The 16476-nt window shown below is 69.8% G+C and carries 16 protein-coding genes; 12 read left to right on the top strand and 4 right to left on the bottom strand.

Features of this window, described 5'->3' with window-relative positions; translation table 11 throughout:
* Nucleotides 1-76: 76 nt before the first annotated feature.
* Nucleotides 77-538 carry a hypothetical protein gene (locus NHL51_RS11070; RefSeq protein ID WP_434143771.1) on the bottom strand — a complete coding sequence of 154 codons (462 nt, stop codon included), beginning with the start codon at nt 536-538 and terminating at the stop codon, nt 77-79.
* Nucleotides 539-667: 129 nt separating this feature from the next.
* On the opposite strand from NHL51_RS11070, the gene NHL51_RS11075 reads away from it, so the two are divergent.
* The 4 genes from NHL51_RS11075 (at nt 668) to ftsY (ending at nt 6804) form a co-directional block, all read left to right on the top strand.
* Nucleotides 668-1066, top strand: coding sequence for a DUF4260 family protein (locus NHL51_RS11075; RefSeq protein ID WP_434143772.1), 399 nt, complete (start codon nt 668-670; stop codon nt 1064-1066).
* Nucleotides 1067-1071: 5 nt separating this feature from the next.
* Nucleotides 1072-4755, top strand: a complete 3684-nt coding sequence (locus tag NHL51_RS11080) for a chromosome segregation SMC family protein (RefSeq protein ID WP_434143774.1) — start codon at nt 1072-1074, stop codon at nt 4753-4755.
* A 160-nt stretch (nt 4756-4915) separates the two neighbouring features.
* Nucleotides 4916-5884 carry a hypothetical protein gene (locus tag NHL51_RS11085; protein WP_434143776.1) on the top strand — a complete coding sequence of 323 codons (969 nt, stop codon included), beginning with the start codon at nt 4916-4918 and terminating at the stop codon, nt 5882-5884.
* 41 nt (nt 5885-5925) lie between these two features.
* Nucleotides 5926-6804: a signal recognition particle-docking protein FtsY gene (gene ftsY, locus NHL51_RS11090; RefSeq protein ID WP_434143778.1), complete on the top strand. Its 879-nt coding sequence runs from the start codon at nt 5926-5928 to the stop codon at nt 6802-6804.
* Between the two features lie 14 nt (nt 6805-6818).
* Here the strand turns inward: ftsY and NHL51_RS11095 are convergent, their stop codons facing one another.
* Nucleotides 6819-7547 carry an SDR family oxidoreductase gene (locus NHL51_RS11095; protein ID WP_434143780.1) on the bottom strand — a complete coding sequence of 243 codons (729 nt, stop codon included), beginning with the start codon at nt 7545-7547 and terminating at the stop codon, nt 6819-6821.
* A gap of 45 nt (nt 7548-7592) precedes the next feature.
* The gene (locus tag NHL51_RS11100) at nt 7593-8450 is read right to left on the bottom strand and encodes an O-acetyl-ADP-ribose deacetylase (RefSeq protein WP_434143782.1); all 858 of its coding nucleotides are present in this window, start codon (nt 8448-8450) and stop codon (nt 7593-7595) included.
* 70 nt (nt 8451-8520) lie between these two features.
* On the opposite strand from NHL51_RS11100, the gene ffh reads away from it, so the two are divergent.
* The 8 genes from ffh to NHL51_RS11140 all read left to right on the top strand — a co-directional run bounded on the left by ffh (nt 8521) and on the right by NHL51_RS11140 (nt 15270).
* A complete protein-coding gene (gene ffh / locus NHL51_RS11105) occupies nt 8521-10083 on the top strand; it encodes a signal recognition particle protein (protein ID WP_434143783.1) in 1563 nt (520 codons plus the stop codon).
* Nucleotides 10084-10260: 177 nt separating this feature from the next.
* Nucleotides 10261-10689, top strand: a complete 429-nt coding sequence (gene rpsP / locus NHL51_RS11110; protein WP_434143785.1) for a 30S ribosomal protein S16 — start codon at nt 10261-10263, stop codon at nt 10687-10689.
* Nucleotides 10690-10694: 5 nt separating this feature from the next.
* Complete coding sequence (locus NHL51_RS11115; RefSeq protein WP_434143786.1) at nt 10695-11006, top strand: RNA-binding protein; 312 nt, start codon at nt 10695-10697, stop codon at nt 11004-11006.
* Nucleotides 11006-11674, top strand: coding sequence for a ribosome maturation factor RimM (rimM, locus tag NHL51_RS11120; RefSeq protein WP_434143788.1), 669 nt, complete (start codon nt 11006-11008; stop codon nt 11672-11674). Before NHL51_RS11115 ends, rimM begins: the two co-directional genes overlap by 1 nt.
* Nucleotides 11671-12402: a tRNA (guanosine(37)-N1)-methyltransferase TrmD gene (trmD, locus tag NHL51_RS11125; RefSeq protein WP_434143789.1), complete on the top strand. Its 732-nt coding sequence runs from the start codon at nt 11671-11673 to the stop codon at nt 12400-12402. The genes rimM and trmD overlap by 4 nt, the downstream gene beginning before the upstream one ends.
* Nucleotides 12403-12442: 40 nt before the next feature.
* On the top strand, nt 12443-13774 hold the full coding sequence (locus NHL51_RS11130) for a MurT ligase domain-containing protein (RefSeq protein ID WP_434143790.1): 1332 nt from the start codon (nt 12443-12445) through the stop codon (nt 13772-13774).
* A complete protein-coding gene (locus NHL51_RS11135; RefSeq protein WP_434143791.1) occupies nt 13771-14502 on the top strand; it encodes a type 1 glutamine amidotransferase in 732 nt (243 codons plus the stop codon). Before NHL51_RS11130 ends, NHL51_RS11135 begins: the two co-directional genes overlap by 4 nt.
* Nucleotides 14503-14709: 207 nt before the next feature.
* Nucleotides 14710-15270 carry a YceI family protein gene (locus tag NHL51_RS11140; protein ID WP_434143792.1) on the top strand — a complete coding sequence of 187 codons (561 nt, stop codon included), beginning with the start codon at nt 14710-14712 and terminating at the stop codon, nt 15268-15270.
* 153 nt (nt 15271-15423) lie between these two features.
* Here the strand turns inward: NHL51_RS11140 and NHL51_RS11145 are convergent, their stop codons facing one another.
* The gene (locus NHL51_RS11145) at nt 15424-16467 is read right to left on the bottom strand and encodes an App1 family protein (protein ID WP_434143793.1); all 1044 of its coding nucleotides are present in this window, start codon (nt 16465-16467) and stop codon (nt 15424-15426) included.
* Nucleotides 16468-16476: the final 9 nt, after the last annotated feature.

Below are 16476 nucleotides of genomic sequence, written 5' to 3' on the forward strand. Positions count from 1 at the left end.
ATCGACGGGGCCGCATAGCGACCGCGAATCGATCATCGTGCCGGGCCGTGACCGGCCCGGCACCGCTCGGCCCGGCTCAGAGGCAGGTGCCCGTGTAGAAATCGACCAGCTTCTCGCTCGCGCCCGTCACCTCGGGCTCGCCGAACTTTGTCACGATAGCGCCCGGATCGGAATCGAAGTTCGCCGCAGCGAACTCCCGGTAGTCCATCCAAGTCGCCCACTCGGCCTCGAGGCCGGCGGGGGGCTGCTCGATCTGCGCGAGCAGCGCATTCTGCGCCTCCACGCGCGAGAGATCGGTCATGCCGGGAATAGCGGGGGAGAATACGGTCGACGAGAGCGCGGTATCGGAGGTGAGCACGTCGCAGACCGCGTCATCGGAGCCGGCAGCGCTCTTCGAAGTCTCCGAGCTCTGCGGGTTCGGCGCGCTGCTCGAGCTCTCGGCGCTGTTCGTGGCGCTCGAGCCCGAACAACCGGTGAGACCGATGGCGGCCGCGGCGAAGAAAACAGCGAGGGCGGGTACTGGACGTCGTGCATGCATGGTCCACAGCGTACCGGTCCTCCGGACGCCCCCGCACCGTCGCGTGCATGCGGAAGCCCTGGATCCGTTCGAACGCCACGTCCCGTAGGTGAGCCGCCGTATCGCCTGCCACCCAATAGAGTGGAGTCCATGAATCCTGTGCGCGTGAGTTGGGGCATGAGCGGTGCGGTGTGGCTCGTCATGGCCATCATGTGCTGCATGTATTGGGGCTGGCCGGCGGTCGGCATCACCGTGCTGTTCGGCCTCGTGCCCGATCTTCCGCTCATCGGCGGCTTCGTCGAGAAGGGACGGCTGAACCCCGACCGGGTGAAGCTGTACAACACGCTGCACGTTACGACGATCCCTGTCGCGCTGCTCGTGCTCGGCATCGTCGTGCTGTTTCTCACCGGCGGTTTCGAGACCGGCTTCTGGCCGCTCGCCCTCGCCGGCGTCGCCTGGTTCGTGCACATCGCCGCCGATCGCGCCTTCGGGTTCGGCCTGCGCGACGCCGACGGCAGCATGCTGCCCGTGGGAGTGGAGCTCCGCTAACTCCCATGCATCTCAAGAGTCTCACCCTGAAGGGCTTCAAATCCTTCGCGCAGCCGACGGTCTTCCAGTTCGAACCGGGAGTGACCGCCATCGTCGGCCCGAACGGCTCGGGCAAGTCGAACGTCGTCGACGCGCTCGCATGGGTGATGGGGGAGCAGGGGGCGAAGACGCTGCGCGGCGGCAAGATGGAGGACGTCATCTTCGCGGGCACCTCCACGCGCGGCCCGCTCGGACGCGCAGAGGTCAAGCTCACGATCGACAACTCCGACGGCGCGCTCCCGATCGAGTACTCCGAGGTGACGATCAGCCGCACGCTCTTCCGCAACGGCTCGAGCGAATACGCGATCAACGGCGACAGCTGCCGTCTGCTCGACGTGCAGGAGCTCTTGAGCGACTCGGGTCTCGGCCGCGAGATGCACGTCATCGTCGGCCAGGGCCAGCTCGATGCGGTGCTGCGGGCGACCCCGGAAGACCGGCGCGGCTTCATCGAAGAAGCCGCAGGCATTCTGAAGCATCGCCGCCGCAAGGAGCGCACGCTGCGCAAGCTCGATGCGATGGAGACGAACCTCACCCGTCTGAACGATCTCGCGGGCGAGATCAGGCGGCAGCTGAAGCCGCTCGGACGCCAGGCCGAAGTCGCGCGGCAGGCGCAGGAGATCGCCGCCGATGTGCGCGACGCGAAGGCCCGCCTCCTCGCCGACGACGTGTTCAGGCTGCGACGAGAGCTCGAGGAGCTCTCGCGCGACGAGTCCGAACGGCACTCCGAGCGCATCGTCATGCAGGAGCAGCTGGAGCAGAAGCAGCTGCGCATTGCGAGGCTCGAGCAGGAGCAGCAGGGCGACGAGCTCGACGCGGCGCGGCGCGTCACGATCGGGCTCGAAGCCGCCCAGTCGAAGCTCCGCGGTCTGCTGTCGCAGGCGCAGCAGCGCCTGACCTTCCTCGCGACGCAGGGCGAGGGCGCCGCGCAGACGGCACGCCTCGGCCGAGCCGCGGTCGACGAGGCGGCCGCCGAAGCGGCCAGGCTCGAAGAGCTCATCCCGGAGGCGGAAGGCGCCTGGGAGCAGCGCGCCGCCGCGACGCGCGAGGCGCAGCGCTCCCTCGACGCGATCGACGAGCACATCGCCGCGCAGAGCGCGCTCGTATCGAAGCACGACCTGCAGCTCTCGCAGCTGCGCGGGCGCGCCGAAACGGCTGCGGCGAAGCGCGCCGCGGTCGCGCAGGATGCGTCGCGTCGCGCGCAGGCCGTCGAGCAGGCGGAGGCGCGCGCAGCGGAAGCGCAGGGCGAACTCGCCGAGTTCGAGGCCCAGGAGGGCAACGATGGCGGAGGCGATGGCGACCGGCCCGCGACCGGCCGCGAGACCGCGCACCGCGAGGCCGACGAACGCCAGGCCGCGGCGGAGCAGGCGCGCGACGCCGCCCGGGAGCGACTGCACGCGCTCGAGCAGGAGCGCGCCGGGCTCGAGGCCCGAGTGGGCGCGCTCACCCGGTCGCTCGACCAGCGCGACGCCTCGGGGCAGATCATCGAGGATGCCCCCCGCGGCGTGACCGGACGCGTCGCCGACCATGTGCGCGTCGAGCCCGGGCACGAGGCCGCGATCGGGGCTGCCCTCGGCGTGTTCGCCGATGCGCTGCTCGTCGAGCAGCAGGACGATGCCGCCGCCGCCGTGGCGGCCGCGACGGAGCGGGATCTCGGTCGGCTGCGCGCCGTGATCGCGGGCGCCGCGGCGTTCGACGAAGCACCGCGCATCGACGGGCTCACCCGCGCGACCGACGTCATCACCGAAGCGCCGCAGGGCGTGATCGGCCTCCTCGGCCGCAGCTACCTCGCCGACACCATCGACCAGGCGGTGGCGGGTGCCGCGGCGCTGCGCGAGCGCTGGCCGAATGAGAGCTTCACAGTCGTATCGGGTGAAGGGCATATCGTCACCCGCCATACCCTGTCGGGCGGCTCCGGCGGCGCTCCGTCGCGCATCGAGCTCACGGCCGAGCTCGAGCAGGCCGAGACCGAACGCGAACAGGTCATCGCGCGCATCGGCGACCTCGAGATCGAGCTCGCCGATCTGCGCACGGCCGCGGCCCGCGCCAAGGTCGATGCCCAGCAGGCGTTCGCCGAACTGCGCGCCGCCGACGCCCGGCTCGCCGAGGCGGCGAAGCACCGCAATCGGCTGCTCGCCCGTGCCGAAGCGGCCCAGGCGGAGGCCGAGCGAGCCCGGCAGGCGCGTGCGTCGGTCGCTGCGTCGGTCGAGGACGCGGAGAAGGACGAAGCGCGCGCCGCGCAGGCGTTCGCCGAGGCGGAGGCCGCGCCGCGCCCGATCCTCGATGTCGGCCAGCGAGACACGCTGCAGCAGGAGGTCGACGCGGCCCGCACCGCCGAAGTGGAGGCCCGACTCGCGCTCGAAACCGCGCGCGAACGCGCCCGCGCGGGGGCTGCGCACCACGTCACGCTCAGCGAGCAGTTCGCTTCCGAGGAACGCGCTGCCGAGGAGGCCGCACGCCGATCGGTGCTGCGTGCGCGCCAGATGGCGCGGGCCGAACGCGTGGCCCAGATGCTGCCCGCGATCCTCGACGCCTGCGACCGCTCGTTGCTCGAGGCGCGCACGGTGCAGCAGGCCGCCGAGCAGGAGCGCGCCCGGCACAGCCAGGAACTGACGCTGCTGCGCTCCGAGGATTCGGAGCTGCGTCATCAACTGCAGTCGCTCACGGAGCGCGTGCACGGCTCGGAGCTCAAGAGCTACGAGCGCAAGCTGCAGCTCTCGGGGCTGCTCGAACGCTCGGGCAGCGAGCTCGGCCTCGTCGAAGACGTGCTGCTCGCGGAGTACGGCCCGGACCAGTTGATCCCTGTCGCTGCGGCACGCCCCGCGGCACCCGACCCCGACACGGGACCCGATCGGGATCCCGGTGCGGAGCTCACCCTCGAGGAGCAGCTGGAGGCAGAGCTCGGGCTGCGCGACGCCGCAACCGCGGACTCCTCGGGCGACGACAGCACGCCGGGCGCGGGCGACCCCGCTCTCGCAGAGGAGGGCACGCCGTACGTGCGGGCGGAGCAGGAGCAGCGCCTTGCACGGGCCGAGAAGCGCCTCGCCCAGCTCGGCCGCATCAACCCGCTCGCGCTCGAGGAGTTCGCGGCGCTCGAGCAGCGCCACAGCTTCCTCTCGGAGCAGTTGCAGGATCTCGCGAAGACCCGCACCGACCTGCTCTCGATCATCGAGGGGCTCGACGAGCAGATGCAGGGCATCTTCGCAGCCGCATTCGCCGACACGAAGGCGGCGTTCTCCGAAGTCTTCCCGATCCTCTTCCCGGGAGGCTCGGGAGAGGTCGCGCTGACCGACCCCGACGATCTGCTGAACACCGGCATCGAGATGGCGGTGCGGCCGGCCGGCAAGAAGGTCGAGCGACTGTCGCTGCTGTCGGGCGGCGAGCGATCCCTGGCCGCGGTCGCCTGGCTCATCGCGATCTTCCAGGCGCGCCCGAGCCCGTTCTACATCATGGACGAAGTCGAAGCGGCGCTCGACGACGCGAATCTCGGGCGGCTGCTGCAGGTATTCGAACGGTTGCGCGAGAGCTCCCAGCTCATCGTGATCACGCACCAGAAGCGCACGATGGAGATCGCGGACGCCCTCTACGGCGTTTCCATGCGCCAGGACGGCATCTCGGCCGTCGTCGGGCAGCGCGTCGGCCACGAGCAATAGGCCCCCGTCTTCCGACGCCGGAGTCGGGCCCGCGTACGAGATTTTCGGATTTTCCGGATGCGGCTCGAACCGCTCCTCGAAGGGAACCCACCGCTGCGACTCTGGAAGCGGGGTGCCTCGACCGTCGCGGCACCGCTTCCGGGTCTGCAGGGAGTTCATCTTGAGAAATCGTCGATTCGTCGCCGCGGCAGCGGTTCTGTTCTCCCTCGCCGTGCTCGCCGCGTGCTCGTCTGACCCCGATCCCGGGCCGGACGAGTCCTCCGAGAAGCGGACCGAGGAGCCGGCACCCGCGGCCATGCCCTTCGGCGCGACCTCGACCTGTTCCGAGATCCTCGACGTTCCCGAGGACGAACGGCTCGAGAAGGTCGAGGGGCTGCTCATCGGTGCGCACGGCTTCTCCGATGACAGCGATACGCAGACCTTCATCGACGACTGGTGCGCGACGAGCAGCGACAGCCTGATGAGCACCTGGACCGCGTACGTCGAGGCGAACCGCGAGCGCCTGGTCTACGCGTTCGAGAACGCCGACGGCTACACCTACACGATCGATGTCGCGGTGCCCGACGGGATCGAGGTGAGTCGCGATGTCGCGAGCCAGAAGCCTGGGGAAGTGGAACTCACCGCCTCGTACCCCATCACGGCGACGGTCGAGAACACCACGGAGGGGCGCGACACCCCGTACTCGGCGCTCGGACTCATGCCGGTCTGGGCACCGGGCTCCGATGTGTGCGCGCAGGCGCACGAGCAGCTGCTCCTCGAGACCGACTACGAGGTCAACGGGTACTGCCGCGTGGGAGTCACCGAGCTCGCGGTCCTGGATCGCGAACCCCGCGAGAACGGGCAGTTCGGGGGCGGCCGGGCGACGCTCCTGGCCGGAGAGACCGTGCAGCTCGGCCCCACGGACGGCTCCTTCGCGCCGACGGAGCGCGCGAGCATCGCACTCGTCGTCTCCGAGGAGAGCGAGGAGCGGGTCGCGGAACAGCTGCGCTCACCCGCGTTCTGGACCCTCGTGGAGCGGCAGGAGGGCAGCGGCGACGGCGGCCCCGGATGCTCCTCGTCGGCCGGTCTCGGCACGTGGTGGACGCTCACGTCGACCGCGACGGGAGCGACGGTCTGCACTCCGCGTTGAGTTCGGCGAGCGGCGCCCGTTCGCCAGCTAGACTCGTGAGCATGGCAGCAGAGGGCAAATGGTCATTCGGTAAGGCGTTCCGCAATCTCTTCACCGGTCCCGAACTGATCACCGACGAGACCTGGGACGATCTCGAGGCCGCCCTGATCACCGCCGACTTCGGGCCCGACATCACCGAGTCGATCCTCGACCAGCTGCGCGCCGACACCGAGCGCCATCGCGTCACCGAGGTCAAGGAGATGCGGCGCATGCTGCGCGACGCGATCGAGGAGCGGCTCGCCGCATACGACCCGACGCTGAAGCTGTCGGAGCGGCCCGCCGTGATCCTCGTCGTCGGCGTCAACGGAGTCGGCAAGACCACCACCATCGGCAAGTTCGCGAAGTATCTGACCGCGTTCGACAAGAAGATCATCGTCGGGGCGGCGGACACCTTCCGTGCCGCGGCCGTCGAGCAGCTCGCGACCTGGGCCGAGCGTGCGGGCGTCGACATCGTGAGGCCGCAGCAGCAGGGGCAGGATCCGGCCTCCGTCGCCTTCCAGACCGTGCAGAAGGCGATCGACGAGAGCTACGACATCGCCATCATCGACACTGCCGGCCGGCTGCAGACCAAGGGTGGCCTCATGGACGAGCTCGGCAAGGTGCGGCGCGTCATCGAGAAGCTCGCCCCGGTGTCGGAGGTGCTGCTCGTGCTCGACGCGACGACCGGCCAGAACGGGCTCTCGCAGGCCGAAGCCTTCATCGAGCACGCCGGCGTCACGGGGCTCGTGCTCACGAAGCTCGACGGATCGGCGAAGGGCGGCTTCGTGCTCTCGGTGCAGCAGAAGACCGGCCTCGCGATCAAGCTCGTGGGCCAGGGCGAAGGCATCTCAGACCTCACCGGTTTCACCCCGCACGTCTTCGCCGGGCAGCTGGTCGGCTGACGCCGCTCACGATCTCAGCAGCCGCGCGTCAGCCATTCGTCGAAGGTCTCGACGCCCTTCAGCGCCTCGGGCCCGGGCAGCAGGGATCCGTCGCGCTGAGCACGGCCGAACGCGCCGCCGAGATTGATCGGGATCACCGGGCGACCGGCACCGCTCGCCCGGGCGTACGCCCGCACCATCCGCACCAGCGACTCCTCTTGCGGGCCTCCAAGATCCGGGGCGCGGCCGGCGGGCGCCGCTTCGGCGAGATCGACGAGACGCGCCCCGACCTCCCGCACGGCGACCGGGTTCGTGCGCATGCGCGGACTGAACCTGAACGGGCCGCGAGCCCCCATGCGCAGCACTTGCGCTGCGAACTCGTGGAACTGCGTGGTGCGGGCGATCGTGAACGGCACGCCGCTCGTCTCGGCGGCGCGCTCCTGCGCGAATTTGCCGCCGTACAGCGGATACTCCGCGGCGCGATCGCAGCCCACGATCGACAGCACGACGAGATGGGGCGGCCGCGCGCCCGCGACGGTACCGATGACGGCTTCGTGGAATGCCGCCGGGTCGTCGCCGGGCCGCACTCCCGACGCGTCGATGACGGCGTCCGCTCCCTCCAGCGCCGCCGCCGCGCCCGTTCCGCCGACGAGATCCACGCCCGCCGAACGCGCCAGCACGACGACCTCGTGACCCCGCTCCCGCGCGATGCGCGCCGCCTGCGCTCCCGCCTGCCCCGTTCCTCCTGCGATCGCGATCCTCATGGTCCCTACCTAGGCGCCCGATGCGCGCCCGGGTAGAGGTGCCCCTCACCCGCCGAGCAGCATCGGAATGCGCACCTCGCGCCACCACCGCATCGCGACGACGCCCGCCGACATGCCGTGACCGGGATTCAGCTCGGGAACCTGAGCGAGACCGTCGCCTTCGACCGAATCGAGCGGGATGCCGGTGATCTCGGTGATCACACGCGCCAGAAGCGCAGACGTCTCCGCCGGGTCCGCCGGTTGCGGGGTCTGCGCCAGCCTGCCGCGCAGCAGGGCCTCGAGGTACGTGTCGCCCCGAAGCGGGCCGAGGTCGGAGTGCGGTGGATCGGTCATCGCCGGGACGCGGTCGAAGAGGGCACCGATCGATCCCTCCGCGGTCGCCGGCGGCCGACGCGACCACAGCATCGCCTGCAGCCGCGCCTCCATCGAGCGCTCGTGCGCGACGAAAACGATCTCGTCGGCCGTCGTGATGCCCGAGGCATCGGCATCGATCACCGCGTGGATAGCGGTACCGACGGCTTCGCCGAGGGGCCAGCCGTAGATGCCCGACGAGATGATCGGGAATGCGATGCTGCGTGCCCCGAGCGATGCTGCGACCTCGAGCGAGCGCCGGTAGCAGGAGGCCAGCAGGGCCGCGTCGCGTTCACCGGCATGGAAGTCCGGGCCGACCGTGTGCACCACCCAGCGGGCGTGCAGGTCTCCGCCCGGGGTCCAGCCTGCGTCGCCCGTCTCCAGGCCGTTCGGGAAGCGCTCGACGCACTCGCGCAGGAGGGCGGGCCCGGCGGCCCGGTGGATCGCGCCGTCGACGCCCCCGCCTCCGCGCATCGCGCGGTTCGCGGCGTTGACGATGACGTCGACGCGCTGCTCGGTGATGTCCCCACGCGCGATGCTGATGCCGGCCATGGGTCCAGTATTGCGCGCTCGGCGCGACCTGCGGCGGCGCCCGCGTGCACGGGATAGAATATGAGCCACTATGGCTACTTTCGGAAACCTGTCCTCGCGACTCACCGACACCTTCAAGAATCTGCGCGCGAAGGGCAAGCTGTCGGCCTCGGACGTCGACAGCACGGTTCGCGAGATCCGTCGTGCGCTGCTCGAGGCCGACGTCGCGCTCGACGTGGTCAAGGACTTCACCGGCAAGGTGCGCGAGCGCGCCCTCGGTGACGAGGTCAACCAGGCGCTGAACCCGGCGCAGCAGGTCGTGCAGATCGTCAACGAGGAGCTCGTGGCGATTCTCGGCGGCGAGCAGCGCCGGCTCGAGTTCGCGAAGAACCCGCCGACCGTCATCATGCTCGCCGGCCTGCAGGGCGCCGGCAAGACGACGCTCGCGGGCAAGCTCGCGAAGTGGCTGAAGGGCCAGGGGCACACGCCGCTGCTCGTCGCCTGCGACCTGCAGCGCCCGAACGCGGTCACGCAGCTCGGCGTCGTCGCCGAGCAGGCGGGCGTCGCGATCTACGCGCCCGAGCCGGGCAACGGCGTCGGCGACCCGGTGCAGGTCGCGAAGAACGGCGTCGCCGAGGCGAAGAGCAAGCAGTACGACTTCGTCATCATCGATACTGCCGGCCGCCTCGGCGTCGATGCCGAACTGATGCAGCAGGCTTCCGATATCCGCCGGGCCACGAACCCGGACGAGGTGCTCTTCGTCATCGACGCCATGATCGGACAGGACGCGGTGGCGACGGCGCGCGCCTTCCAGGAGGGCGTCGATTTCACCGGCGTCGTGCTCACCAAGCTCGACGGCGACCAGCGCGGCGGTGCGGCGCTGTCGATCCGCGGCACGACCGGCAGGCCGATCCTCTTCGCATCGACCGGTGAGGGGCTCGGCGACTTCGAGCCCTTCCATCCCGACCGCATGGCGAGCCGCATCCTCGACCTCGGCGACATCCTCACCCTCATCGAGCAGGCCCAGCAGGCCTTCGACGAGGACGAGGCGCGCAAGGTCGCGGAGAAGATCGCGAAGGACGCGTTCACGCTCGACGACTTCCTCGGTCAGATGCAGCAGCTGCGCAAGGCCGGCTCCATCAAGAAGATGATGGGCATGCTGCCCGGCATGGGCAAGATGAAGGAGCAGCTCGACAATTTCGACGAGCGCGAGATCGTGCGCACCGAGGCGATCATCCAGTCGATGACGAAGGCCGAGCGCGACAACCCGAAGCTGCTGAACGGTTCGCGCCGCCTGCGCATCGCCAAGGGCTCGGGCGTGACCGTGACCGAGGTGAACTCGCTCGTGCAGCGCTTCGAGCAGGCCGCCAAGATGATGAAGACCGTCGCCAAAGGCGGTGTTCCGCAGATTCCGGGCATGGGACCGATGCCCGGAATGGGCCACGGCGGTAAGAAGAAGCCGCAGACCAAGGGCAAGGGCAAGAAGCAGTCGGGCAACCCGGCGAAGCGCGCGCAGCAGGCCGCGGGCACCGCGGCGCAGACCAGCCCCGCGGCCGCGGGTTCCGGCTTCGGGCTCGGTGCGGGCGGTGCCGCCGCGCCCACCGAGGAGGACATGGCGAAGCTGCAGCAGATGCTCGGCAAGGGCCTCCGGTAGTCCGCGAGCTCGGGCAGCGGGCGACGTCGAGGCTCTAAAACCCCCGATCGCAACATAAATTGCGTTTCCGCGCCATTCTGTGGCAGAATTGTTGAGTTCGCGCGGCTCCGCGCGCCCAGGCTTCCGCACTGGCTTTCGGTGCGGCACATCATTTCCACTGTTCTGAAGGAGTCAGTCATGGCTGTCAAGATTCGTCTGAAGCGCTTCGGCAAGATCCGTTCGCCCTACTACCGAGTCGTCGTCGCCGACTCGCGCACCAAGCGCGATGGCCGCGTCATCGAGGAGATCGGCAAGTACGACCCCACCCAGCACCCCTCGTTCATCGAGATCACCTCGGACCGCGCGCAGTACTGGCTGTCGGTCGGCGCTCAGCCCACCGAGCAGGTCGCGGCGCTCCTGAAGCTCACCGGCGACTGGGGCAAGTTCACGGGCGAGGGCGACACCGAGTCGAAGGTGCTCGCACCCGAGGCCAAGGCCGCGTTCGAGGCCGATGCTTCGAAGAAGACCGTGCTGCGCCCCAAGGCCGAGAAGCCCGCTCCGGCAGCCGAAGAGGCCGCAGAGGCTCCCGCTGAAGAGGCCGCAGAGGCCGAGACCACCGAAGGCTGACTCCTTTGGCTGACCAGGCACTGGCCCAGGCCCTCGACCATCTGGTGCGGGGCATCGTGGACCACCCCGACCGCGTGCGCGTCGAATTGCGCGAGGCCTCGCGCGGCGATGTGCTCGAGGTGCGCGTGCATCCGAGCGACCTCGGTCGCGTGATCGGTCGCGGCGGGCGCACCGCGCAGTCGCTGCGCACGGTGGTCGGTTCGCTGTCCCAGGGCGAGCGCGTTCGCGTCGATGTCGTCGATACGGACGCCGATGGCGTCGACGAGCACGACGCGGCCGGTGCCGAGACGAGCCTGGACTCGGAGGTCTCGGCCTGATGGCAGATGCTTCCGAGCGTCAGCGCGCTCCCCGTCCCGCTAGCGGGACGGGGAGTTTGCGCGTCGGCAGGCTCACCAAGCCGCACGGCCTGAAGGGCGGGCTCAAGCTCGAACTCTTCACCGACAACCCCGAAGCGCGATTCGTGCCGGGCGCCGAGTTCCACCTGCAGGTGCCCGAGGCATCGCCGTGGTTCGGCCGCACGATCACGATGCGCGAACTGCGCTGGTTCAACAATGCCCCCGTCGGCTTCTTCGAGCAGGTGCCCGATCGCACCTCCGCCGAGAGCATCGTGCGCGCGATCCTCTGGATCGATGCGGAGACCGTCGCCAGCAGCGCAGAGGCGAACGCCTGGTACAACCACGAGCTCGTCGGGCTCGACGTCGTACGCCAATCCGAGAGCGGCGCGCCCGAGAAGCTCGGGGTCATCGCCGAGGTGCAGCACTTCCCGGCGCAGGATCTGCTCGCCGTGACTACCGCATCGGGCACCGTGCTCGTGCCGTTCGTCGAGGCCATCGTGCCGAGCGTCGATATCGAAGCCGGAGTCGTGCGGGTCACGCCGCCGGCAGGGCTCTTCGATGCGATACCCGAGACAGAGGGAGACGTCGACGAGTCGGTCCGGGCCGAAGCCGGCCCGGAGGCTGCGACCGACGGCGAGCCGACTGCATGAGGATCGATGTCGTCTCGATCTTCCCGGGATACTTCGACGCGCTCGAGATCTCGCTGCTCGGCAAGGCCAAGCGGCAGGGGCTGATCGACCTGCGCGTGCACGACCTGCGCGACTCCGCGCACGACAGGCACCGCACGGTCGACGACACCCCGACCGGCGGCGGCGCCGGAATGGTCATGAAGCCCGAACCGTGGGGCGAGGCCCTCGACGGCATCCTGGGCTCCGCCGACGCCGACTCGCTCATCGTCTTCCCGTCGCCGGCAGGCGATGTGTTCACGCAGAAGATGGCGCGCGAACTCGCGGGGGAGTCGCACCTCGTGTTCGGCTGCGGCCGATACGAGGGCATCGATCAGCGCGTGTTCGACGAGTACGCCGAGCGCGGGCGCGTGCGCCTCGTGAGCATCGGCGACTACGTGCTCAACGGCGGCGAGGTCGCGACGATCGCGATGGTCGAGGCGATCGGCCGGCTGATTCCGGGAGTCGTGGGCAACCCCGAGAGCCTCGTCGAGGAGTCGCACGAGGCCGACGGCCTGCTCGAGTACCCGAGCTATACGAAGCCCGCCGAGTGGCGGGGGCGCGAGGTGCCTCCGGTGCTGCTCAGCGGCAATCATGCCGCGATCGAGGCCTGGCGCCACGAGCAGCGCGTCGAGCGCACGCGCCGCGTGAGGCCCGATCTGCTGCCCCGCGACTTCGACGGCGGGCGTCGCGGCCGGCACGCCGCCGAATAGTGCGGCTTCGTCGCAGGTGAAGCCCGATATCCTTATTCGCATGCGCGACGCTCTTTCGGCCATCATCGGCAAATCAGTGCGGCAGGCGGCCAGGCTGCGCGGCGGAGGGTCGGCGCTGCCCGGGCTCGTCGTCGAGAAGATCGACCCCGGGTTCCTCTCCCGCGTGCTCGGCCGGCTGCCCTACGGCGTGATCGCGGTGAGCGGCACGAACGGCAAGACGACGACCACGAAGATGATCACCGAGATGCTCGAGGCCCAGGGGCTGCGGGTGTTCACGAACAAGACCGGGTCGAATTTCTCGCGCGGCGTCGTCGCCGCGGCCATTCAGGAATGCTCGATGGGCGGCCGCCTCGACGCCGATATCGCGGTGCTCGAGCTCGACGAGGCCCACGCGATGTACTTCATCGATCGGGTGAAGCCCCGGTTCACGCTGCTGCTGAACGTGCTGCGCGACCAGCTCGACCGCTTCGGCGAGATCGACACCACCGCCCGCCTGCTGCAGCGCATCGCCGATGCCACGACCGACGGCCTGGTGGTCAATCGCGAGGACCGGCTCGTGGCCGAGATCGGGCAGCGCACGCGAGCCCGCCAGGCGTCGGCGGGCGAGCATCCCGAGGTGCGCGAATTCGGCCTCTCGGACGAGCTGCTCGCGACCTTCCCGGGCGACGACGACTTCCACTCCGGTGCTGCTGCACCGGGCGGCCCCCGCGAGGCGTGCGACGTCACCCTCGTCGGGCTCGGCGACCACGCCGCCGAGTTCGAGTTCGACGGTGCGACCCACCGCACGACGTTGAAGCTCGAAGGGCTCTACAATACCTTCAACGCCGCTGCGGCCCTCTCGACCGTGCGCATGGTGCTCGACGCCGGGCCGCGCACCGGCGGCGGACGCGCGCCGCGCGATGCCTCGGCCGCCGCGGTGCTCGCCTCCCTCGCCGAGGTCAAGCCCGCATTCGGGCGCGGCGAGCAGCTCGAGCTCGACGGGGCGCCCCTCGAACTCGTGCTCGTCAAGAACCCGGCCGGTTTCAGGCTCGGCCTCGCCTCGTTCGATGCTCGCGACGTCGAAGCGATGATCGCGATCAACGATCAGTACGCCGATGGCCGCGACATGTCGTGGCTGTGGGACGTCGACTTCGGGTCCCTCGCCGAAGCCGGGGTCGACACCGTCTCCGGGGTGCGGGCCTGGGATATGGCGCTGCGCCTCGAGCACGACGACGTCGCGGTACGGCACGTCGAGGAGGACCTGGCGCTCGCGCTCTCGGGGTTCCGCGAGCGCACGATGGGGCATCCGCGGCGCATCTACTGCACCTACACGGCGATGCTGGCGCTGCGCAAGATGCTCGGCGAGATGACCGATGTGGAGGATATCTGGTGACCGGGAACCCCTCGAGCGAGCTCGTCATCGTCTCGCTCTACCCGCGCGACATGAACATCTACGGCGACCGCGGCAACGTGCTCTCGCTCGTGCGGCGCGCTCGCGCCCACGGGTTCGCACCGCGCATCGTCGAAGTGAACCCGGGCGACCCGATGCCCGACCGCGTCGACATCGTCATCGGCGGTGGCGGGCAGGACTCGGGGCAGGGCCGTGTCGCCGACGACCTGCAGCACCGTGCCGATGAGCTGCGCGATCTCGCGACGAGCGGTGTTCCCATGCTCATGATCTGCGGCCTGTTCCAGCTGTTCGGCCACCGCTTCGTCACGCAGACCGGCTCGGAGCTCAAGGGCATCGGCGTCCTCGACGTCGAGACCCGCGGCGGCGATGAGCGGATGATCGGCAACATCGTGCTGCACTCCGACGAGTTCGGCGAGATCATCGGCTACGAGAACCACAGCGGCAACACGAAGCTCGGACCGGGCTCGCAGCCGCTCGGGCGGGTGCTGCAGGGATCGGGCAACAACCCCGACGACGGCACCGAGGGCGCCCGCACCGGCAACGTCATCGGCAGTTACCTGCACGGTGCGCTCCTGCCGAAGAATCCCGCGATCAGCGACTTCCTCATCGGCACGGCCGCGGAGCGCCGCTACGGTTCGTTCGCGCCGTCGGCCGCGATGCCCGAATCGGTGGAGCGGGCCCGCGCCAGCGCGAAGAGGCGCCCGCGCTGATCGCCCGCGCCCCCGTGCAGCCGGCCTGCGCGGCGGTCCGCGCTGCGCGATCGCAGCGACCGGGGCCGGAGCACCACGCGCGGCGTCGGCCCCGAAGAACTTTCTCGAAAAAATTTACATGCACGGGAATATAGTTTGCGGGGGTCCCGTTGTTCCCCTGTGACAGGCCGGCGACCCGGCCGAACCCGTGAAACGAAAGGCGCTTCTATGACCATCACCGCTGAGCAGATTCCCGGCTACCGTGCGGGCACCTGGACCATCGACCCGACGCACTCGGAGGTCGGCTTCACCGTTCGCCACCTCGCGATCAGCAAGGTGCGCGGCAAGTTCGAGAACTTCGACGCAACGTTCGTCACCGGCGAGAACCCGATCGATTCGACGGTGACCGCTACGGCGGATGTCGCCTCGATCAACACGAGTCAGGCGCAGCGCGACGAGCACCTGCGCACCGGCGATTTCTTCTCGGCCGACGAATTCCCGAAGCTGAGCTTCGTCTCGACCGGCGTCCGCACCGAGGGCGGCGACTTCAAGGTGGACGGCGACCTGACCCTGCGCGGCGTGACCCAGCCCGTCACCTTCGACTTCGACTTCGGGGGCTTCGGCGAGGATCCCTACGGCAACTACAAGGCCGGCTTCACCGCGACTGCAGTGGTCAAGCGCGAGGACTTCGGTCTGAACTGGAACGCCGCGCTCGAGAAGGGCGGCTTCATGCTCGGTTCGGACGTCACGATCACCCTGGATGTTCAGGCAGCTCTCGCTGGGGAGTGAACCCGAGCCAGGGTTCGCTCGCGAGAGCTGCCGGGGCCACTGCCCCGGCTCAACGCGTAAGGTCCGCACTGCGGAGCGCTGAGCTCTGACCCGCGCGACAACGGCGGCCCGCCTCCTCTCGAGGAGTGCGGGCCGCCGTTGCCGTTGCCGGCGTCAGATGAGGTCGAGCCGCCGCAGCTCCTCGCGCAGTTTCGCGCCGTCGGGGCCGTAGAGCCAGGGCACTCCGCTCGAGGTGCGGTGCACGCGGGCCTTCGATCGGCCGCCGGCGAGCACCGCCTCGCCGATGGAGAGCTGCCGGATGGCGACGGCCGCGACGTTCTCGGGGTGGCGGATCGCGAACTCGTGGTACAGCGTCTCGTCGTGCTGCCCGTCATCGCCGAAGAGCACCCATTTCACGGACGGGAACTCTCGGGCGAGCCGGAGCAGCTCGAGCCGCTTGTGCTCCTTGCCGCTGCGGAACCACCGGTCGTGCGTCGGGCCCCAGTCGGTGAGCAGCAGCGGACCCATCGGGTAGAGATTGCGCGCGAGGAAGCGGCTGAGGGCGGGCGCCGCGTTCCAGGCGCCCGTCGAGAGATAGATCACGGGTGCGCCGGGGTGCGCCGCCACGAGGTGATCGAGCATCACGGCCATGCCGGGGGTCGCCGCACGCGCGTGCTCGTCGAGCACGAAGCTGTTCCAGGCCGCGAGGAACGGCCGCGGCAGCGCGGTGATGAGGACCGTGTCGTCCACATCGGAGATGACGCCGACCCTCGCCTCCGGGTCGACGATCGAGACGGGGGCATCGGCCGTCTCGCCGTCACCGGTGCGCAGTGTGAGCGTGTGCCATCCGGGTGCGAGCTCGACCGGGACGTTCGAATCGATGACTCCGCCGCGGTCGGCCCGAACGGTGCCGATCAGGCGGTCGCCGATCAGCACGTCGACCTGCTCGTGCGGCGCGTAGAGGCTCGTGAAGGTGCGCCATCCGCGCACGCGCGAAACCGCGGCGACATCGGGGCGGAACCGGGTGTGCTCGCGGGTCTCGGGCTTCAGATAGAGCACCCGGCCGAGCACGCGCACCCACTGCGTGCTGCCGTAGCCGATGTACGGGATGACCGAGGGGGTCTTGCCGCGCGAGGTCGCGCGCTTCGTGCGCTTGCCGTGGAGCCAATCCTCCAGGCGCGCGGCCATGCGCGGGCGCGAAGCTGCTGACGAAGTCACGCAGCCAGT

Source organism: Leucobacter sp. gxy201 (assembly GCF_051043335.1).
Classification (GTDB): domain Bacteria; phylum Actinomycetota; class Actinomycetes; order Actinomycetales; family Microbacteriaceae; genus Leucobacter.